12 protein-coding genes are annotated in these 19,128 nt (G+C 72.4%); 2 read left to right on the plus strand and 10 right to left on the minus strand.

The window, feature by feature from the left end; all coding sequences use genetic code 11:
• Positions 1-305: 305 nt before the first annotated feature.
• Positions 306-695: a cupin domain-containing protein gene (locus tag ACZ4FV_RS28430; protein ID WP_331770816.1), complete on the minus strand. Its 390-nt coding sequence runs from the start codon at positions 693-695 to the stop codon at positions 306-308.
• Positions 696-897: 202 nt separating this feature from the next.
• On the opposite strand from ACZ4FV_RS28430, the gene ACZ4FV_RS28435 reads away from it, so the two are divergent.
• Complete coding sequence (locus ACZ4FV_RS28435) at positions 898-1,350, plus strand: GlcG/HbpS family heme-binding protein (RefSeq protein ID WP_395858737.1); 453 nt, start codon at positions 898-900, stop codon at positions 1,348-1,350.
• A 20-nt stretch (positions 1,351-1,370) separates the two neighbouring features.
• On the opposite strand, the gene ACZ4FV_RS28440 is transcribed toward ACZ4FV_RS28435, so the two are convergent.
• Together ACZ4FV_RS28440 and ACZ4FV_RS28445 are read right to left on the minus strand one after the other, a co-directional pair.
• Entirely contained in the window at positions 1,371-2,492 is a 1,122-nt protein-coding gene (locus ACZ4FV_RS28440; protein ID WP_465323582.1) for a poly(ethylene terephthalate) hydrolase family protein, read from the minus strand.
• A 149-nt stretch (positions 2,493-2,641) separates the two neighbouring features.
• On the minus strand, positions 2,642-3,178 hold the full coding sequence (locus ACZ4FV_RS28445; RefSeq protein ID WP_465323583.1) for a helix-turn-helix domain-containing protein: 537 nt from the start codon (positions 3,176-3,178) through the stop codon (positions 2,642-2,644).
• A gap of 128 nt (positions 3,179-3,306) precedes the next feature.
• Between ACZ4FV_RS28445 and ACZ4FV_RS28450 the strand changes: the two genes are divergently transcribed.
• Positions 3,307-4,467 (plus strand): pyridoxal phosphate-dependent aminotransferase, encoded by a 1,161-nt coding sequence (locus ACZ4FV_RS28450; RefSeq protein WP_465323584.1) that lies wholly within the window; start codon positions 3,307-3,309, stop codon positions 4,465-4,467.
• 105 nt (positions 4,468-4,572) lie between these two features.
• On the opposite strand, the gene ACZ4FV_RS28455 is transcribed toward ACZ4FV_RS28450, so the two are convergent.
• From ACZ4FV_RS28455 to ACZ4FV_RS28485, 7 genes are all read right to left on the minus strand, one after another.
• Positions 4,573-5,187 carry a hypothetical protein gene (locus ACZ4FV_RS28455; RefSeq protein WP_395858741.1) on the minus strand — a complete coding sequence of 205 codons (615 nt, stop codon included), beginning with the start codon at positions 5,185-5,187 and terminating at the stop codon, positions 4,573-4,575.
• A gap of 211 nt (positions 5,188-5,398) precedes the next feature.
• Positions 5,399-8,635 (minus strand): AfsR/SARP family transcriptional regulator, encoded by a 3,237-nt coding sequence (locus ACZ4FV_RS28460; protein WP_465323585.1) that lies wholly within the window; start codon positions 8,633-8,635, stop codon positions 5,399-5,401.
• Positions 8,636-8,942: 307 nt separating this feature from the next.
• The gene (locus ACZ4FV_RS28465) at positions 8,943-10,877 is read right to left on the minus strand and encodes a CocE/NonD family hydrolase (RefSeq protein WP_465323586.1); all 1,935 of its coding nucleotides are present in this window, start codon (positions 10,875-10,877) and stop codon (positions 8,943-8,945) included.
• A 359-nt stretch (positions 10,878-11,236) separates the two neighbouring features.
• Positions 11,237-12,190: an alpha/beta hydrolase gene (locus ACZ4FV_RS28470; protein ID WP_395858745.1), complete on the minus strand. Its 954-nt coding sequence runs from the start codon at positions 12,188-12,190 to the stop codon at positions 11,237-11,239.
• A 3-nt stretch (positions 12,191-12,193) separates the two neighbouring features.
• Positions 12,194-15,139: an ABC transporter permease subunit gene (locus ACZ4FV_RS28475; RefSeq protein ID WP_465323587.1), complete on the minus strand. Its 2,946-nt coding sequence runs from the start codon at positions 15,137-15,139 to the stop codon at positions 12,194-12,196.
• Positions 15,132-17,555, minus strand: coding sequence for an ATP-binding protein (locus ACZ4FV_RS28480; protein WP_402231103.1), 2,424 nt, complete (start codon positions 17,553-17,555; stop codon positions 15,132-15,134). Before ACZ4FV_RS28480 ends, ACZ4FV_RS28475 begins: the two co-directional genes overlap by 8 nt.
• Positions 17,556-17,680: 125 nt before the next feature.
• Positions 17,681-19,015, minus strand: coding sequence for an ABC transporter substrate-binding protein (locus tag ACZ4FV_RS28485; RefSeq protein ID WP_395858748.1), 1,335 nt, complete (start codon positions 19,013-19,015; stop codon positions 17,681-17,683).
• Positions 19,016-19,128 lie beyond the last annotated feature (113 nt).

The following is a 19,128-nucleotide window of genomic DNA, read 5'->3' on the forward strand; positions in this document are numbered from 1 at the left end:
TACACCCGGTAGAAAACCCCTTCCCCCCCCCCCGCCTCTTTTCCTTTTCCCTCGGGGGCGGGCGCGACCGGGCTCCCCCTTTTTTTTCCCCCCCCCCCCCCCCCCCCCCCCCTCCCCCCTCCCCCCCCGCTTCCCGTGTGATCACCTTGCCGCGCGGGCCGGCCCGCCGTCCAAGACCGACGGTGATAGCCGATGGTTATCGATGACGGGAGCGTGCTCGGCACCACCGCCAGCCCGGGTCATGCTCGGCTCCGCCGGAGACCCGGGGTCGGCTCGGCACCGCTCGAAACCCGGGTCCGCCCCGGTCACGGCGGACCGACCACCACCGTGCGGTCCGTGGCGCCGGAGCGGACCTCGAAAACGGTGAAGCCGTGCGGCCCGGCCAGCACCTGGTGCACACAGCCGGACGGGATGAACACCACGTCGCCCACCCTCATGCGCACCCCGCCGGTCAACCCCTCGCCGGAGAACACGTCGCAGCTCCCCGCGGTGAGCAGCACGATCGTCTCCTCGTCCTCGTGGTGATGCACCGCCGTCCGCTCACCCGGTCCCAGGGTGGCGAAGAAGCCGCACAGGCGTCCGGCGCCCACCGTCGCGGCGGACACACGTTCGCTGATCCGGATGCCCTGCGCACCGACAAGGTCGGCGCCGGGAGGTACGAGCACGGCTTGGTTCACAAGTTCACGGTCGGCCATGAGTTCAGGGTCGACGCGGGCCGACAGCCGGAAACGCGCACCGCGCCGAACCACACCGAATGGGCGAGTCTCCCGGTCCGGACACGATCGCGACCGCCCGGCGTCGGCCCTTCCACGATCGGTACGGCGCCGGCACTCTTGGGGCGGCCTCGCGCGGTCCGGCCGGGACGCGCGGCTCGACTTCTTCGACGCGGGAGCAGCGATGGTGAACCGTGACCGGGTCGATTGGGTCGTTGCCCACCACGATGTGGCCGCTTCCGCCGCGCGGGCGATCGTGCGCGATGTGGTGGCCGCGGCGTCGGCGGCCGGGCGTGCGGTGAGCGTCGCGGTGGTGGACGGCGCGGGCGTACCGGTCGCGTTCGAACGCATGGACGGCGCGCTGCGGTTCAGCGCGGATCTCGCCGCGGCCAAGGCCCGCACGGCGGCGGCGTTCGGGCGGCCCACCGCAGCCATGGAGGAACTGCTCGGCGATCGGCCCGTGTTCGCGCAGAGCTTTGTCGCACAGGGGAGTTGGTATCTCGGGCGCGGCGGCCATCCGCTCCTGATCGACGGTCGCCCGGTGGGCGGGGTCGGAGTCAGCGGGGACGCGGCGGAGTTCGAGGACGAACTCGCCCGCGCCGCCGCCGAATCCTTCGGCCGCGACGCGGACGGCTGACCTATCGGGACGGCGCGCCCCTACCTCACGATGCGCTTCTCCACCTCAACCGTCGCCCGCTCAACGCCCCGAGCCACGTCCCGCACGAGGCCGTTGACCCGCAGCAGCACCGCCGAGGCGACCGTGGTCGCCGCCTCGATCAGGTTCCCGGACGCCGCCGCGGGCACTGCCGCGGCCGCCGCGCCGCGTACGCCGGTCGTCGCCGCCGGGAACGGCAGGGGCAACGGGCCGGCCTCCGAACGCAGGTCGGAGAGTTGGCCGTTCTTCAGCGCCATCAACGCGTCCTCGCCGGACACCAGCCCCTCGCAGTGACCGTGCCCCTTCAGCGCCGCGTGCAGGAACGCGGTCGCGTACACGTTGGTGATCGCGTGCTGCTCCGCGAAGGTGATGCCGGGCTTGCCGTCCCGGGGCAGGCCGGGCAGGTGGATGTCCACGTCGCTGGGGTCGAGGAACTGGACGTGATTGCCGCCGGTGATCTCCACGTACGCCTTGTAGCCCTGCGGGACCAGGTCCAGGTAGTGCACGCCGGATCCGGGCGAGATCCTGTCGTTCTGCCCGGACACGATCAGCGTCGGCGTGGCCACCTTGCAGACCTCGGCGTCGATCCGCGCGTACAGGTCGGGTTCCTTGACGTTGCGACCGGGCGCGAAACCCAGGACCGCGCGGATGCGCTTGTCCCGGGCCGCCGCCAGCAGCGCGCCGGCCCCGCCCAGGGACACCCCGACCGCCGCGAACGCGTCCTGCTTGATCAGGCCGCGCAGCGGGTTGAACCGGTCGTCGTCGATGTCGATCAGCTTGTCGATGGCGTCGCTGACGGTGTCGGCGTGCACATGCGGGTCGAGCGCGAGGATGTTCTCCGGGAAGTAGCGAAAGACGATGTACCCGTGCCGCACCACGTAGTCGGTGAACCAGTCGTACATGTTCGAACCGGTCCAGGTCGCGGGCGCCAGGACGATCGACGGATACGGGCCCTCGGATTTGTCCGCCGGGGCCAGCCAGCCGTCGTACTCCGCCGGGTAGCTGATCTTGGCGAGCGTGAACCCGGGGCCACCGGTCCAGAACGGGAACTCGATGGTGCCGATGTTGAAGTGACCGGGCTGGTCCGGTCGCACCGGACTCTCGGGTACGAGTGTGGTTGCCATGAGTGGAGTCAATCGTTGTCCAACTCGCTTTGGCAGGGCGATACTTGGCCAAAGAATGGAGACTCCGGTCACAGTGGTGGGATTCCGGCAACCCGAACGGGGGATCCGCCCGGCGGCTCGACGTGCGCCGCGGCCCGGTTCCCCTCCGGTCATTGATGGACCATCAGCAACACGGCCCGGTTGCTCTCGTCCAGTCCCCGGTAGACGTGTGGTCGGGTCGCGTCGAAGCGGATCGAGTCGCCGCTCGACAGGTCCCGACGGTCGGCGACCGGGCCCGTCTCGATCCGGCCGGCGGTGACCAGCAGGCACTCCTCGACGCCGGGGCGGTGCGGCTCGGACACCTGTTCGTCCTCGGTCACGTCGAGCTCGTACAGCTCCACCCAGCCGCGTACGTGCACCCGGTGCAGCAGCCGGGCCCGCACCGCCTCGCCGCTCACCCGCGGTCCCTGATCGGCCCGCACCACCGTGACCGCCGGCGCGTCGGCTTCGAGCAAGCCGCCCAGCGGGACGTCGAGCGCGCCCGCGAGTGCCCACAGCGTGCTCAGCGTCGGATTGGCCTCGCCCTGTTCGATGCCGTGCAGCGTGGTCTTGCTCAGGCCCGCGCTCGTGGCGAGATCGGCCAGGGAGCGGCCCGCCGCTTCGCGGAGCGTCCGGATGTTGTGTCCGATATCCCTTGCGATGGTCATGGCGTTCATTATGCTGGATCCACGTATCAGTTTACCGGTACGGGCGGCGCGCGATGCGCTGTTCCCCGGCACCGCCGACAGCACCCCGCACCGCTCGGCACCGCGCCCCAGGGATGGAGATCACGACCATGCGCGTCTCCCGCCTCCAGCACATCCCGGGCATCGGCGTGGACAAGGTCGGCGACGCCGCCGACGCCGCGCACGATCCGGACCTGCTGCGCCTGGAGAACCTCGATACCGACCTTCGCCCGCCGGCCGTCGCGCTCGCCGCGACCCGGTCCGCGATCGACGACGACACCGCGAACAGCTACCTGCCCTTCCACGGTTCGCTCGCTTTGCGGGAGGCCGCCGCCGCACACGTGGGCCGACTCGCCGGACGCGGGTACGACCCCGGTGGCGAGGTGGTCAATGCGGCCGGCGGGCTCAACGGCGTCCTGAACGTCCTGCTCGCCACCGTCGAACCGGGCCGCGAGGTGGTGATCGCCGACCCGATCTACGCCGGCCTGGTCAATCGCATCCGCCTCGCCGGCGGCGTCCCGCGCCACGTGCGGGCCACCCCGGGCCCCGCCGGCTGGAGCACCGATCCGGACGAACTCGCCGCCGCCGTCGGCCCGAACACCGCCGCCGTGCTGGTGATGGCCCCGGCGATGCCCACCGGCGCGCTGCTCGACGGCAGCCACTGGGACGCACTGGCCCGCGCGGTCGCCGAGCACGACTGCTGGGTCGTCTACGACGCGGCGATGGAGCGCATCCGCTTCGACGGCAAGGCCCCCGACCATCCGGCCGCGCATCCCGGGCTGGCCCACCGCACCATCACGTGCGGCGCGGCGTCCAAGGAACTGCGCATGATCGGCTGGCGGGTGGGCTGGGTGGTCGGTCCCGCCGAGATCATGGCCGACGTCAAACTCGTGGGCCTGAGCAACGTGGTCTGCCCGGTGGGCATCGGTCAGGCGGCCGTCGCCGCCGCGCTGTCCGCACCCGACGCGGACGCCGACGTCGCCGCGGCGACCGCGATCTGGCGCGAGCGCTGCGCGAGGATCCTGGATCGGCTCGCCGACTACCCGTGCGTGCGTCCACACGGCGGCTGGTCGCTGCTGATCGACACCACCGCGCTGGGCCTGACCCCCGAGACGGCCGCCGAACGGCTCTTCCGGCTCGGGCGGGTCGCCGCCACGCCGATGAACGGCTGGGGACCGCAGGGCAGTTCGTATCTGCGGTTGGTCTTCGCCAATGAACCGGTCGAGCGTCTGGGCGACCTGCGCGACCGGTTCGCCGCGGCGTTCGGCTGATCCGTAGGCTGACCCGCCGGGCGGTTGATCCGCCGGGTGCTCGTGCGACGGAACCACGGGCCGCGACCGGATCGGCCGCCTTCGCGTCGATCCGGACCGCCGTATTCAGCGGCCGGAGTCCCCCGAAACCAGCCGCAGACGCGACCGCCGCCGCGCCCGCTCGCCCTCGTCGGCGACCCCGATGCCGAAAGCGAAGCCCAGGCCGCCGGGTGCCTCGTTGAGGAGACGGCACATCGCCTCCGTGGAGTGGTTGCCCTCGTCGAGCAATCGACGGATCAGCGGCTCGTCCTCCGGCCGGTCCGCGCGCTCGGGATTGGCTATGCCCTCGGACAACCGACGCACCAGATCCAGCAGCGCGTGGTCCTCGGGCGTCAGATCGCCGGCCCGACGGCCCTGGGCGGCCGGATGGTTTCGGCGCATCGCCGCGCCCGCCGCCACCGCGCGGGCCGAACTCGGGTCGCGCATCGCCGATATCGCGCGCGCCGCCCACGCGCGCGGGCTCTGCCGGCGACGGTAGTCGAGCCGGTGGTCGGGCGGCGCCACGTGGCGTCGTTCGCGGCGCACGGCGGCGACCCGGCCACGCATCCGGTCCACCGTCGGGCCGTCGACCCACTCGATGCCCCAGGCCGCGATGCCGTCGACGACGATACGGACCTCGACGCCCGCCACCCGGGTCAATTCCCGATCCAGCCCGAACTCCCGGATCCCGCGATCGTTCACCGGTTCCCCTTCCGATCGCGTGATCACCCGTTCAGCCACTGCTCCGGATCATGCCCATGCCGACGGACCGGAACACAAAATACATCTGCAAGCCAAATCTGGTCTTCTCGTTCACATTTGCTACCCAATGATGGACATTCGGCCGGCAAATGCAAAATCCGATCGGGCCGGGTCGGTCGGCTGTCGCCGCCACCACGCATCTGCCCCCGAACTACGGCGTGTTCGGCACCCCGGCCGGTTCGAGTCGGGCCAGTACGGCGCCGAGTGCCTCCTCCCGGGACAACGTGACGCATCGAGCATAAGCCTCGTGGTAGCCCGCCTCGCCCAGCTCGGTGACGAGCCGGTCCACCAGCACCCGCAGCTCCGGGCTACCCGCGTCGAAGATGCCGCGAAGCGCCGCGCTCAGCCCCAGCGCCTCGGCCGCGCCGACCGGATCGCCCTCGCGCCCCAGCACCGCGGCCAGCAACTCCGCCGTCGGCGCCACATCCGCCAGGTCACGGCGGGACACCGCCGCCGCCGATGTGGCCGGCAGCAACTCCCGCGCCCGCGAGAGCACATCGGGGCCCTCGGCGGCGCTTGCGAGCAGTGTCGCCAACCGCCCCTGCGCGATCAGGTCACCGACCATCTCGGCGGGCAACGACAGACTCTCGGCGAGTGCTCCCACCCGGTCGAGGATGTCCTCGGCCGCAGCGAACTCCCCTTCTCGACGGTGTAGTTCGGCACGCCCGGTGAGTACGCCGATCTCCAGATAACGATGCCCACGCGCCCACGCCTGCCGCTCCGCGGCGTGCAGTTCGCTCCGCGCGCCGGCCAGGTCCCCGGCCCGCATGCGCTCGGCAGCCAGCGTGCCCCGGTACAGCGACAGATCGTCCACCGCGCCCAGTTCACTCGCCAGTGCCACCGCCCGCTCGAACGCGGCGATCGCCGCCGGGTGTTCGCCCCGGATCGAGTGGTGCGCGCCGATGGCCATCAGCGCCATCCCCAGGCCCCATCGATCGCCCACCGCCGCGAACCCGGACAGCGCTTCGTTCCGCGCCGGCGCTCCGCCCTGCCAGTCGCCGCGATCGGTGTACACGAAGTCGGTCATCCAGTGCGCGCACGCCCGGACCCACGGATCCGATCCGGCCGACATCCGGGCCAGCTCCTGCTCACCCACCTCGGTGTTCCCGGACAGGAAGGCGGCCAGCGGCAGTCCCACCACCAGTGCCGGATAGTGCGCGTACACGTCGGCCATGGCGCACGCCCGCAGCACCGAGCGCAGTTCCTCGCCGTCCGCGAGACGTGGGGCGTTGATCCCGGCCAGCACGTGCATCGCGGCGAACGCGGCTCGCGCATGCTCGGGCAACGCGTCGCCGAAGCGCAGCACCTCGGGCACGATGGTCTCGAACGGCGCACCGATCCCGCGCATCCCCCAGTACCAGAACATCGCACCGGCGAACCGGGCCGCGTCCGCCGCGTCCCCGCCGTCGACGAACGCCCGCAACGCGGCCATCAGGTTGTCGTACTCGGCGTCCAGGAGCGCGATCGAGGTGAGCTGCGCGGCGGTGCGCAGGAGCGGGTCGTGTTCGCAGGCCAACGCCAGGCAGTACCGCTCGAAGCGGCCGGCGAACTCGTCGCGTTCCCCGGCCCGGACCAACCGATCCGCCGCGTAGGCGCGTACCGTCTCCAGCATCCGGTAGCGCGGTTCGCCGTCGCCGACCGCGTCCACGATGGATTTCTCCACCAGGGAGCCGAGTACGTAGAACACGTCGTCCACCGGCAACATTTCGTCGGCGCACACGGCCTCCAGCGCGGCCACCGTCGCACCGCCCGGGAACACCGACAACCGCCGGGCGAGCTGCTGTTCCGACTCGACCAGCAGGTCCCAGCTCCACTCGACGACCGCCAGCAGGGTGCGCCGACGCGGTGCCTCGGCGCGACTGCCGGAGCTGAGCAGCCGGAAGCGGTCGTCGAGGCGGCGGGCGATCTGCTCGACGCTCATCGCACGCAGTCGCGCGGCGGCCAATTCCAGTGCGAGCGGCATCCCGTCCAGTCGTCGGCAGATCTCCACCACCGGTTCGATCGTGCCGGCGTCCAGCGTGAACCCGGGCCGCACCGCGGCGGCCCGGTCCAAGAACAGCCGCACCGACGCCGCCTCGCCCGCCGCGGCGAGATCCGCGCGCGGATCGCCGACCGGAGTCGGCACCGGCAGCGGGCCGACCCGACACAGCGCCTCACCGGTGATGCCCAGCGGCTCCCGGGTGGTGGCGACGATGGTGAGCTGTGGCAACCGGTCCAGGAGGCGGTACGCCAGCTCCGCCGCCGCCTCCACCAGATGCTCGCAGTTGTCCAGGATCAGCACCGCCTCGCCGACGTCGAGCAGTTCGGCGACCCGGTCCACCGGGGTGCCGGCGCGGCGCGGTCGCCCGTCCGAGGAGCGCAGTTCCCACGAACCGAGCGCGGCCAGCACGGCGTCGGCCACTCCGTCCGGCGTGCCCACGCCGGCCAGCGGCACGAACCACACCCGCCCGCGCCGATAGGCCTGATGCCGGGTCACCGCCTCCACGGACAACCTGGTCTTACCCGCACCGCCGGCGCCGACCAGCGTGACCAGCCGGGAGCCTGCCATCAGGTCGGCGAGCAACCGCAGTTCGTCGTCCCGGCCGAAGAAGCCGGTCAATCGGGCCGGCAGCGGCGCGGCGGCCGGTTCGGGGCGCGCTGCCGGTGGGGCCAACTCGCCGCGCAGCACCGCTAGATGGGTCTCCCGCAGCTCGGCCGAGGGGTCCACACCCAGTTCCCCGGCCAGTCGGCCCCGGATGTCCTCGTACACCGCCAGCGCGTCGGCCTGGCGTCCCGCCGCGTACAGCGCGCGCATCCGCATCGCCGCGGTGCGTTCGCGCAGCGGGTGCGCCGCGCAGGCCGCGGTCAGATCGGCCAGCACCTCGGCGTGCCGGCCCGAGCGCAGCTCGGCCTCGAACCGGTCCTCGGCGGCATCCACCCGCAGCCCGTCCAACCGCGCGGCGTAGGTCCGGGCGAACGGCGCCTCCACCAGGTCCGCCAGCGCCGGCCCGCGCCACAACGCGAGCGCCTCGGCCAGCACCGCGGCCGCCTCGTCCGCCCGGTCCGCCGCCAGCTCCCGCCGCCCTCGCGCGGCCAGCTCCTCGAACCGGTGCGCGTCCACGTTCTCGGCCCGCACATCGAGCCGGTAGCCGCCGCCGATCAGGTCCACCGACACGCCGGCCGGCCGCAGCACCTTGCGCAACCGCGACACCAACGTCTGTACCGCGTTCCCGGCGTCCGCGAGCGGCTCCGCACCCCACAGCCCGTCCACCAGGGCGTCGATCGACACCACGTTCCCCGCGTCCAACGCCAGCCGGGCCAGCAGCATGCGCAGCCGCACCCCACCGATCTCGATCGGCGTGCCGTCATCGACCTGGGCCCGGACCCCTCCGAGCAGCGCAACCTGCATGGCGCCAGGATCGCAGAGCCCCACCGGGGGCCGGCGGGCGGCAGGTGGCGGGCGCCGGGCCCGCGGGCGGCAGGTGGCGGGCGCCGGGCCCGCGGGCGGCAGGTGGCGGGCGCCGGGCCGGCGGGCGACAGGCGGGGGCGCCGGGCCGGCGGGCGACAGGCGGGGGCGCCGCCCGGCGGGCGGTGGCCCCGACCGTCGCGGACCCGGGTCGGCGGGCCGCGGCGCCGCGAGGCACGCAGGCGGGCGCCCGGCCGAGGGTGTCGACCCCCGGCCGGGCGCCCCTGGGGGTTACCCGTGCGTCACCCGATCACGGGCACACGCTCGTGCACGGCGTGCCGAACGCCGTGGCCGAAGCGAGCGGGATGGTGACCGAGGACGGATTGGCCGGACCGGACTTGAGCTGCCAGATGCCGGCCAGCAGGCCCGGTGTCTGGGTCAGCGTCGCGGCCAGGTGCGGGGTGTCGGCCGTGGTCACGTTGACCCGGATCCGGTGCCCGGGGGCGATCGAGGCGAAGGTCGGGAAGACCTCGATGTCGTAGCGGGTGACCTGGTTCGGCTGTACCGAGGTCGTGGTGGTCTGGGTGGACGGGTGGTACGGCATCAGCGTGCTGCCGTCCGGCGCGTACCACGTACGGGCCGGGTCGAGGGCTCGGTGCGAGCCGGCCAGGGCGCCGGAGCTGAGCGGGACCGAGGAGCCGTCGGGGGCGACGTCGGTGACGGTCACCACCCAGTGCGTCTCCGGGGTGTTGGACTGCGCGTACAGGGTGGCGCCGATCGGGCCGGCGAGCACCTTGGTCTCGGTCATCGGGGCGGTCGTGTAGACGAGCGAGTTCGGGCCGCTCTCGCGGGCGGTGTTGCTGTCGGTGCAGGCGGGGTCCTTGAGGAAGCCGCCGAGCCATTGCGCGGTCGAGCGGGTGCACGGGCTGTTGTTCGCCGTCCAACTGATCCACTCGCTGCCGTTGCCGGTGGGCGCGTTCGGGGTGAGCAGGCCGTCGTTGGCGGACGCCGGGGCGCTGCCGGTGCGGCCCTGGTCCAGGTAGAGGCGGGTGGGGTCGGCGCCCGTGAACGGGTAGGTGCGGGTGTCCAGCCAACGGTTGCTGCCCAGTTCCTTCACGTGCAGCGGGTTGGGGTTGGCTCCGCCGGTGATGCCGGTGTCGATGCCCTTCAACCACTTGTCGTACCAGCGCAGTTGCAGCCCGGGCAGGTCCAAGGTGGGGTCCTGGCGCGGGTCGTGGTACCACGGGCCCATCAGGAGTTGGTAGCGGTCGGTGACCGGCTGGCCGGCGATCATCGGCGCGCCGACCGGGCGGCCTGCCCACGCGTTCTGCAGACCGGCGTAGTTCATCAACGCGCCGCGCTGGAACAGGTCGTACCAGCCGCCGACCAGGAACGCGGGCACGCCGTTGGCGACCACGCCGGCGAGCAGGTCCGCCGGGCGGCGCTGCTGCCAGAACGTGCCGTCGTACGCCTGCTCGCCGCCGCCGAGCAGGCCGGTCAGGATCGGCAGGTTGGCCGAGGCGACCCCGCCGAGGTGCTGCAGCTCCAGGGCCAGGGTGTCCAGGATGTTCTGCGTCGAGCCCTGGCGCAGTGCCTCGGCCAGCGGTGCGCTCAGGTGCGCGATGCCGGTGTAGGTCAGCCAGAAGGACATGAACTCGGCGTCCGGGATGCCGCCCATCGTGGCCAGTTCGCGGTACAGGTCGTTGCCCGCAACCAGCGGGAAGATGGCCTTGACCGGCGAGTTCGGGCCGACGGACGCGGCCGTCATGATCTGGTTGATGCCGGCGTACGAGCCGCCGTTGAGGCCGACCTTGCCGTCGGCGTGCGGCAACGCGGCTGCCCAGGCGACCAGTTCGGCGCCATCCTGGGCCTCCTTCGGCGCCCACGGCGACCACAAACCGGCGGATGTGCCGGTTCCGCGCACGTCGGCCGCCACCGCGATGTAGCCGCGTTGCACGAACCAGGACAACTCGGCCTCGGTGGACCCCTTGCCGTAGGGGGTCTGGGTCAGCAGCACCGGGAACGACCCGGTCGCCGGCGTGGTGGTGCCGGCGGCGGCCGGTGTGTAGACGTCGACCCGCAGGACCGTGCCGTCGGCCATCGTGACGGGCAGGTTCTGCTGCTTGGCGACGCCGTACTGCGCGACGCTGCCCTGCACGAGCGGCGTCGCGCCGGCGGGCGTCGAGGTCGCCGGGCCCGCGCCGAAGAGCGCGGCGAGCAGGGCGAGGGTCGAGGCGAGGGCCATGCCGACACGCCGGCGCGCCGCTCTTTGTGCTGTTCGTCGCGGGGGAATGGGAACGGGGATGGGGATGCGGACGGACACCCTGACCTCCAAAAGGTCACGCATACGAGGGGGACGGTGGCGCGAAGTGCGCTGGGTGGGACGGGTGGTCGGATCGCGTCGGGCCCGGGTGGGTTCGACGGCGCGCGGTGGGCACGACCGCGAGGCGGGCGTGCCGGGATGGCCGCGTGGCGGTTCGGCTCTCGAAGCCCGACCGGCGGCCGGTGTCGTCCTCGAACGCGCCCGGCCGGGTCCGCGGCCGCTCGGTGGAGCGAACCTCGGCAAGGCCGGACTGCGTTCGAAACGACCGTCTCAGGGGTGGGTCAGGGGGCGAGCGTCCCGGTCAGGGCTCTGCGCACGGAGGCGGCGCGGAGGTCGCCGACGAGGGCGTGGGTGACGGTGCCGGGAATGACCCAGCCGCCGTGCAGGTGGGCCAGCACGCGGAAGGCCGCGCCGGGCACGCCCGCTTCGTGCAGTCGGGTCAGGTAGCGCTCGCCCTGGTCGCGGACCGGGTCGTATTCGGCGACCGTGATCACGGCCGGCGGCAGGCCGCTCAGGTCGGCCTCGTACATCGGCGAGACCCGCGGATCACGCGGGTCGGTGACGCCGGCCAGGTAGAGGCCGAAGAACTCGTTGCAAGCCTCGGGGGTCAGTCCGCCGAAGTCGAGGATCGCCTCCGGGTCGGTGTCGGTGTCCATCCGGGTCAGGTCCAGGCACGGTACGTCAAGCAACTGGGCGCACGGCATCGGCAGTTCGCGGTCGCGAACGATCAGGCACAGTGCGGCGGCCAGGTTGCCGCCCGCGCTGCACCCGCCGACGGCGATCCGCTCGGGGTCGAGCCCGAGCTCCGCGTGGTTGGCGTGCAGCCACGTGTAGCCCGCGACGCAGTCCTCCAGCGGCACCGGGTAGGGGTGTTCGGGCGCGAGCCGATAGTCGACCAGGGCGACCGCGCACGGCACCAGCGAGGTGATCGGCCCCAGTTCCACCTCGGCGGTGTCCAGGTCGCCCTGGAACCAGCCGCCGCCGTGGATGAAGTAGAACACCGGTGCCGCGGCGGGCAGTCCGGCCGGACGCAGGATGCGCACGGTGATCTCGCCGTCGGCGACCGGCACCTGGTGGTCGGTGGCGGTGACGTCGTCGGGCCGTCCGGTGAAGGCGAGTCGCATGGTCGCGTTGGCGAGCTTGCGCCGCTCGTCCAGGGTCCCGGGCGGCTCGTTCGTGTCGCGGTGGGCGGCGAGCAGGTCGATGATGCGCTGAATCGGCGGGTCCAGGGGCATGGGTCAGCTCTCCATCGCGGGGTCGGGCACGGGGTGCGGCGGGGTGGCGGCGGATGCTGCCAGGACCGGGGTGTCGGCGCGGGTCGTACCGGCGGTCGGCCCGGCATCGGCGGTCGCCGCTCCCGATCGGTCGATCGCGCGCACGTCGGTGCCGAGATAGCCGGCGATCACGGCCGGGTCGGAGCGCACCTGCTCGGGCGTGCCCTCACTGATCACGCGCCCGGCGCCCAGGCAGTACAGCCGGTCGCTGATCGACATCATGAACGGCATGTCGTGCTCGATCACGATCATCGCGGCGTCCAGTTCCTGGCGAAGGCGCAGCAGCAGCGGACCCAGGGCCTCGGTCTCGCGCTGTGCGACGCCGGCGGTCGGCTCGTCCAGGCACAACACGCGCGCGTCCAGGGCGATCAGGTTGGCCAGTTCCACGATCCGCCGGGTGCCGGTGGACAGGCGCGCGACCGGGGTGTCCGCGTAGCGGCCCAGGCCGACCAGGTCGATCAGGTTCACGGCCTCCGCCCGGCGGTGTCGTTCGGCGCGCGTGGCGGCGGGCAGCAGGAGCGCGGTGGACACCAGGCCCGAGCGGCGGCGCGCCTCCAGGGCGACCAACACCGTTTCCCGGACCGTGAGTTCGGGAAACAGGCGGGCGGCCTGGAAGGTCCGGCCGAGGCCGAGTGCGGCTCGCCGGGCGGGGGCCAGGCGCGAGACGTCCCGGCCGAGGAGTTCGACCGTACCGGTGGCCGGCGCGAAGCCGCCGATCGCGTTGAGCAGGGTCGATTTGCCCGCGCCGTTGGTGCCGATCAGGCCGAGGATCTCGCCGGGGCGAAGCTGGATCGACACGGCGTCGACCGCGGTGTTGCCTCCGTAGCGCACCGACACGTCGCGCGTGGCCAGGACCGGCGCGTCGGAGGGGACCGCCTCGCGGCGCTCCCGAACTCGCAGGGCGCGTTCCGGTTTCGGCGCGGGCGTCGACGGCGTGCTCTCGGCCGGCAGTCTGCCCTCGGCCCAGCGCAGCAGGGCCGCGCGCGCCGCGTTCGCGATCTGGGTCAGTCCTCCCGGGAAGTACAGCAGCAGCACCAGCAGTCCGATGCTGGAGGCGAAGATCGGCACCAGCGAGTTGCCGGGGAAGAACGCGGGCAGGCCGATCACCCACACCGCGCCGATCACCGGGCCGACCGTGGAGCCGAGGCCGCCGATCACCACGATGGCCACCAGGGTCAGCGAATCCGACACCTGGAAGAAGCGTTCGGTCAGCGGCACGCTCTGCACACAGCCCGCGAGCAGCGATCCACCGAGCCCGGCGATCGCCCCGGACAGCGCGAACGCGGTGACCTTGGTACGCAGCGGCGGGACGGTACACGCGGCGGCGGCCTCCGGGTTGTCCCGAACGGCGATGGTGCGCCGCCCGGTACCGTGCGCGCGCAGCCGGGCGATCAGCGCCAGGACCACCATCAGCACGACCAACAACACGTAGTAGTAGGTGCGTTCGTCGGCGAGGTCCAGACCGAGCAGGTCACCTCGGGGCAGCGGCACCGAGGACGCGTTGCCGTCGCTGAGGAACGGCCGCCGGTAGAGGTAGCCGGCCGCGGCGACGCCGAGCGCGAAGGTACTGACCGCCAGAAGCATGCCGTCCACCCGCAGCGCGCCGGCGCCGACGACCGCCGCCAGCGCGGCCGTGACCAGGGCGGCGAGCAGCGCGGAGAGCGCGAACGGCAGCGCCTGGAAGGCGATCGTACGATCCCCGCCGATATCGATCGACACGCCTCGGGTGAGCGCGGCGGTGGTCAACGCCCCCAGCCCGGCGAACGCCATCTGGCCGAGTGAGAGTTGGCCGGCCCAGCCGGTGAGCACGGTGAGCGAGCAGGCGCAGATCGCGAAGGCCAGGATCGTGCCGTAGAGCAGATGCCGGGACGCCTGGGTGACCACGAGCGGCAGTAGCGCGGCGACCAGGAGAGGGACGACCAGGGCGAGTCGGTTCAGGTGCCGGATCCACCACACGCCGCGCAGCCGTTCCGGGATCGGTGCCGGGCGCGGCCCGGTGGCGAAGGTGCGCACGTCGCCCCGGCTGTCGGTGCGGGCGTCGCGTCGGGCCCGCACCCAGACCGCGACGACCACCGCGCACAGCAGCAGGAAGTCCACCAGGCCGGTCTGTTCGACGAAGTTGAATCGAATGGCCGCCTGGAGCACGCCGATCAGCACGCCGGCGAGCATCGACCAGCGGAACGAGGTCAGTCCCGCGATCACCGCGGCGGCCATCGCCCGGACCATGGTGTTGGGGCCCAGGTCGGCGGTGGCCGAGACCCGGCCGGACTGGCCGGCGATCAGGATCATCGCGAGCGTGGAGAGCAGGCCGGCGAGCGTCCAGACCACGGTGGACACGACCTTGGGGCTGATCCCGACCGTGCGGGCGAGATTCGGGTTCTCGGCGGCGGCGGTGACCGCGCGTCCCTGGGTGGTGCGGCCGAGGAACCAGGTCAGCGCGCCGGCCACGACGGGAACCACGACCAGGACGCACACCTGCGCGCCGGTCACCCGGACGCCGGCGAGCTGCCATTGCGCGTCGATCGCCACCGGGTAGCTCGCGCGGACCGCGCCGTCCACGTCGGGCAGCGCGCGCACCGCCGCCACACACGCCTGGGCGACACCGATGGTGGCGATCAGTACGGTCACCCGAGCCGAGTCGAACAACCTTCGAATTACCGCGAGTTCGACGATCGTCCCGGCCAGGGTGCCGACCAGGAGCGAGCCGGTCAACGCGGCCCAGAACGGCACACCGTAGTTGATCACCGCGAGCGGCAGCAGCGCCGCACCGATCACGCCCAGGTTGCCGACCGCGAAGTTGATCACCCGACCGGAGCGGTACACCAACACGATGCCGAGTGCGATCAGGCCGATCGCGAGGCCGTTGACCAGGCCGTCGAAAGCGATCTGGCGAGTCATCAGATCAGCCATGGTCGGCACCCTTTCCGGCAGAGCCGGCAGAGCCGGCAGAGCCGACGGAGCCGATCGGCCCGGCCGGCCCGGCCGAGCCGACGGACCGTGCCGCGTCGAAGGAACCCGCGGTCCCGTCCGCGGCGCCCGCCTCCGCGTCACCGCCCAGGAACACCGCTCGCACGAAGTCGCGTTCGGCCAGGTCGGCCGCCGCCCCCTCGAACCGGATCCGGCCCTTCTCCAGGAAGATCGCCCGATCCGCGATCGACATCGCCACGTTCAGCGACTGCTCCACTACGATCATCGCCAGCCCCTCGGCCCTGAGCCGCTCGATCACCGCGAGCAGCTCGGCCACCATCGCCGGCGCGAGGCCCAGCGAGAGTTCGTCGATCAACAACACCTCGGGGTCGTGCAGCAGCGCCATCGCCAGCGCGAGCATCTGCTGCTGCCCGCCCGACAGCGCCGACGCCGGCTCGCCCGCCCGCTCGACCAACTGCGGGAACAGCGCGAGCGAACGCTCGATCCTGGCCCGCACCTGTTCGGGATCGGCGCGGTGGATGTACGCGCCCATCTCCAGGTTCTCCCGCACACTCATCCCGGGGAACACGCCCGCGCCGCCGGCCAACGACACGATGCCGAGCCGGATCCGCTGCTCGGGGGCGACGAAGGTGACGGTGCGTCCGTCCAGTCGGATCACTCCGCGCTCGGGAGTGGCCAGGCCCGCGATCAGCCGCAGGATGGTGGACTTGCCCGCGCCGTTGGTGCCGAGCAGCGCCAGCACCTCGCCGCGCCGCACCTCGAGGCCGACGTCGAACAGGACCTGCACCTGGCCGTAGGAGAAGTCCACGTGGTTGAGCTGGAGCACCGGGACCTGATCGGGCCGGGCCCGCCGGCGCTCGTGTTCCTCGTGCTCCTCGTGCAGTTCGGCCACGATCAGCGCGAGGTCGTCGTGCACGTAGCCGGCGCCGCGGATGATCAGCAGGCCGCCGATGACGGTGGCCGGGACCAGGGTGACCAGCACCGCGGTGCGCGGGCCGAAGCTGTCGATCAGCGGCGCGGAGACCAGGCCGCCGCCGGTGGCGCCGATGAAGAACACGTAGATGGAGGCCATCGCGGTGCCCAGCCCGCGCAGCCGGTAGGGGACGATCGTCTGCATCAGCGGACCCATCAGCGCGAACGCGCAGGACAGGAGCACGATCTGCGGCACGCCGAAGACGGTGTAGAGCACCGGGTTGGGCGAGAAGTACTGCAACGGCGCGAACAGCGCCGAGGGCACGATCAGCATCCCGATCAGGCGCAGCGCCTGCGCCGGGTCCTCGCGGAAGCGGCGGTCGTAGTAGCGGCCGATGAACGGCAGCACGAGCAGTCCGCCGATCCCGCCGGCGGTGCCGACCAGGCCCCGTTCGAACGCGCCGAGGCCGTACTCCTGTTCCAGGAACAGGTTGCCCAGCACGGGCGTGGTGAACAGGCCGAAGCCCATCGCGGCGAAGGCCAGGATCACCGTCTTGAGCGTGCGGATCCGGCCGAGCCGGGCGAACGCCGCCTCGATCGAGATCGGCGGCGGGTTCTCGTCCTCGATCACCTCGCCGAGCACGTCGGCCTTCTCCCATTGCCCGCGCGGGGGTTCGGGCAGGAAGAAGGCGAACGCGGCGAAGATCAGCACCGGCAGGCCGAGCAGGTAGTACGCCCAGCGCCAGCCGTCGGGTCCGCCGACCGCCGCGGCGATCCCGCCGACCACCAGCGGGCTGAGCACCGCGCAGAGTCGGCCGCCCACACCGATCGAGGCACCCAGCCGGCCGCGGATTCCGATCGGGTAGGTGTCGGCCAGCAACGACCCCTGCACGGGGCCGCTGTTGGACTTGGCCACGCCCGCGCCGAACCGGGTCCAAAAGAACATGAACGCGTTCATCGCGAAGCCGGAGAGGAACACCATCGCGGCGAAGAACGCCGTGGAGATGCCGATCACCGGACCGCGCCGGAAGCGGTCCGCGATCCAGCCCATCGGTACCGCGCCGAGTACGGTGAACGCGCCCGCGGCGACGCCGAGGAAGACGATCGTGCCGTTGCCCACGCCCAGGCTGTCCCGGATGTCGGGGGCGAGCACCGCGAGCGCGGCGCCTTCGAGTTCGTCGAGCGCGGTCAGGATCAGCAGCACGGTGAACACGGAGGTGCCACCCCTGCGCAGCCCCTGACGCAGGGTCAACGGTTCGGCGGGCGGTTTCCGGTCGGCCGGGTCGGGGCCGCCGCCGACGCCGGGGACGGCGGTATCGGCGTCGGCGGCGGGGTTCTCGGGCCGGTTCGTCGGCCTGCGTCGGCCGGACGACGTGCGCCCGGCCGCCCGGGGTGTCTCGTCCAGGACCGCACCGGCGAGATCCGCCAGGTTGCCGGGCTCGCCTCCGGTGTCGTCCCGCTGGGGTGCGGCGGTGCCGCCGTCCATATCTGATCGGCCTTTCTCGTGGTTCGTGTGCCGTCACTCCGGCACCGCGCGTGCCGCCACTTCGTCGCGGAGCACGCCTTCACGTCATCGCGGTCCGCGTGCTCGGTTCGTCGCGACGCGTGCGATCACTTCGTCGCGGAGATCGGCGGCCCGGCCGGGAGCATCTGGTTCTGGGCCGGGTCCCATCGGTACACGCCCACCGCGTCGCCGGCGCTGTGCTTGCCGGGTGCGAGCGAGGCGAGCGGCATACCGGGCAGCGTGAGCTTGGTCAGCGACTCGGCGCCGCGCTGCCAGGACGCCGCGGTCAGGTCCCGCCCGGCGGCGTCGGCCGCCTGGACGAACAGCCGGAAGGCGGCGCACGAGTTGGCCACCGCGCTCAGCGCCTCCCGACCGGCCGCCGCCGCGTCGAAGCGCTCCCCGACGCCGCCCGCGTTGTACTCGTCCACGCACGCCGTCACCGCCGGGTCGGCGAGCAGTTCGGCCTTGGTCGGGATGTACGGCGCGGCCACCGTCACCCGCTGCATCGTCGTCGGCTTGATCCCGGTGGTCTTGACCACCGCCGGGCTGAGCGCCTGGGCCGAGGTCGCGTACACCTGCTCGGGCAGCCAGTTCGCGCGTTGCAGCGCGATCATCAGGTTGGAGAAGTTGGAAGTGTTGAGGATCGTGTCGGCGCCCGAGGAGCGCATCTTCTGGACCAGGGTGTCCAACGCCTGGTCGCCGGCCGCCTGGTCGGTGCCGTAGTCGTCGAGCGGGGTCTGCGTGACCACGTCGACGCCCGCCGCGTCCAGGAGCGGTTTGACGGTGTTCTTGGTGACGGCCGCGTCCTGGGCCTCCCAGTACAGCGCGACCTTCTTGCCCTGGAGCAGCTTCTGGTCGAGCAGCGCCTTGACGGCGGCTGCCCGCTGGCGGTCGTCGGCCATCTCCAACGCGACGAACGGTGCCTTGGAGCGGCGGTCGCGTTCGGCGGACTGGCCCCATTGGCCGAGGTAGGGCGTGCCGTGCGTCTCGGTGAAGCACAGCGGGGTGTCCCCGGTGAGGATGCCGATGGCCAGGAACACCTTCTTGTCCTCGCTCAGTTCCACGCACGCGGCCTGCGCCTCGGCCGGGCCGGTGGGCAGGAACGGGCGGAAGGCGAGTTCGATGGTGCGGCCCTGGACGCCGCCGCGCTTGTTCTGCGCGGCGATCCAGGCGGCGTACATGTCCTTGCTCGCCGGGCCCTCGCTCGGCACGCCGAAGGCCTTGAGTTGCGCGGGGTCGGTGGCCGCGACGCCGAGCTTGACGGTGGTGTCGGTGACGCCCCTGGCGGGGCCGCTCGGGGCGGCGGCCGGCCCGGTGGGCTTCTTGTCGTCCGACTTCTTCTCGACCGAGCAGCCGACCGACGCGGTCAGGCCGAAAGCGACGAGCAGGACGCCTGCGGCGATACGTCGCGCCGGAGCGGGTCGGTCTCCTCGGAGCAACACAGCGGCTCACCTGTCCTTCGAAGGAAGTGTGGGAATGGCGGCCGGGGAGGCCCTGGCCCCGGCGAATCCGGGGGGATTTGTGTGTCACATCACGACGGCGGGACGCTAACATC

The organism is Embleya sp. NPDC025285, from assembly GCF_055558835.1.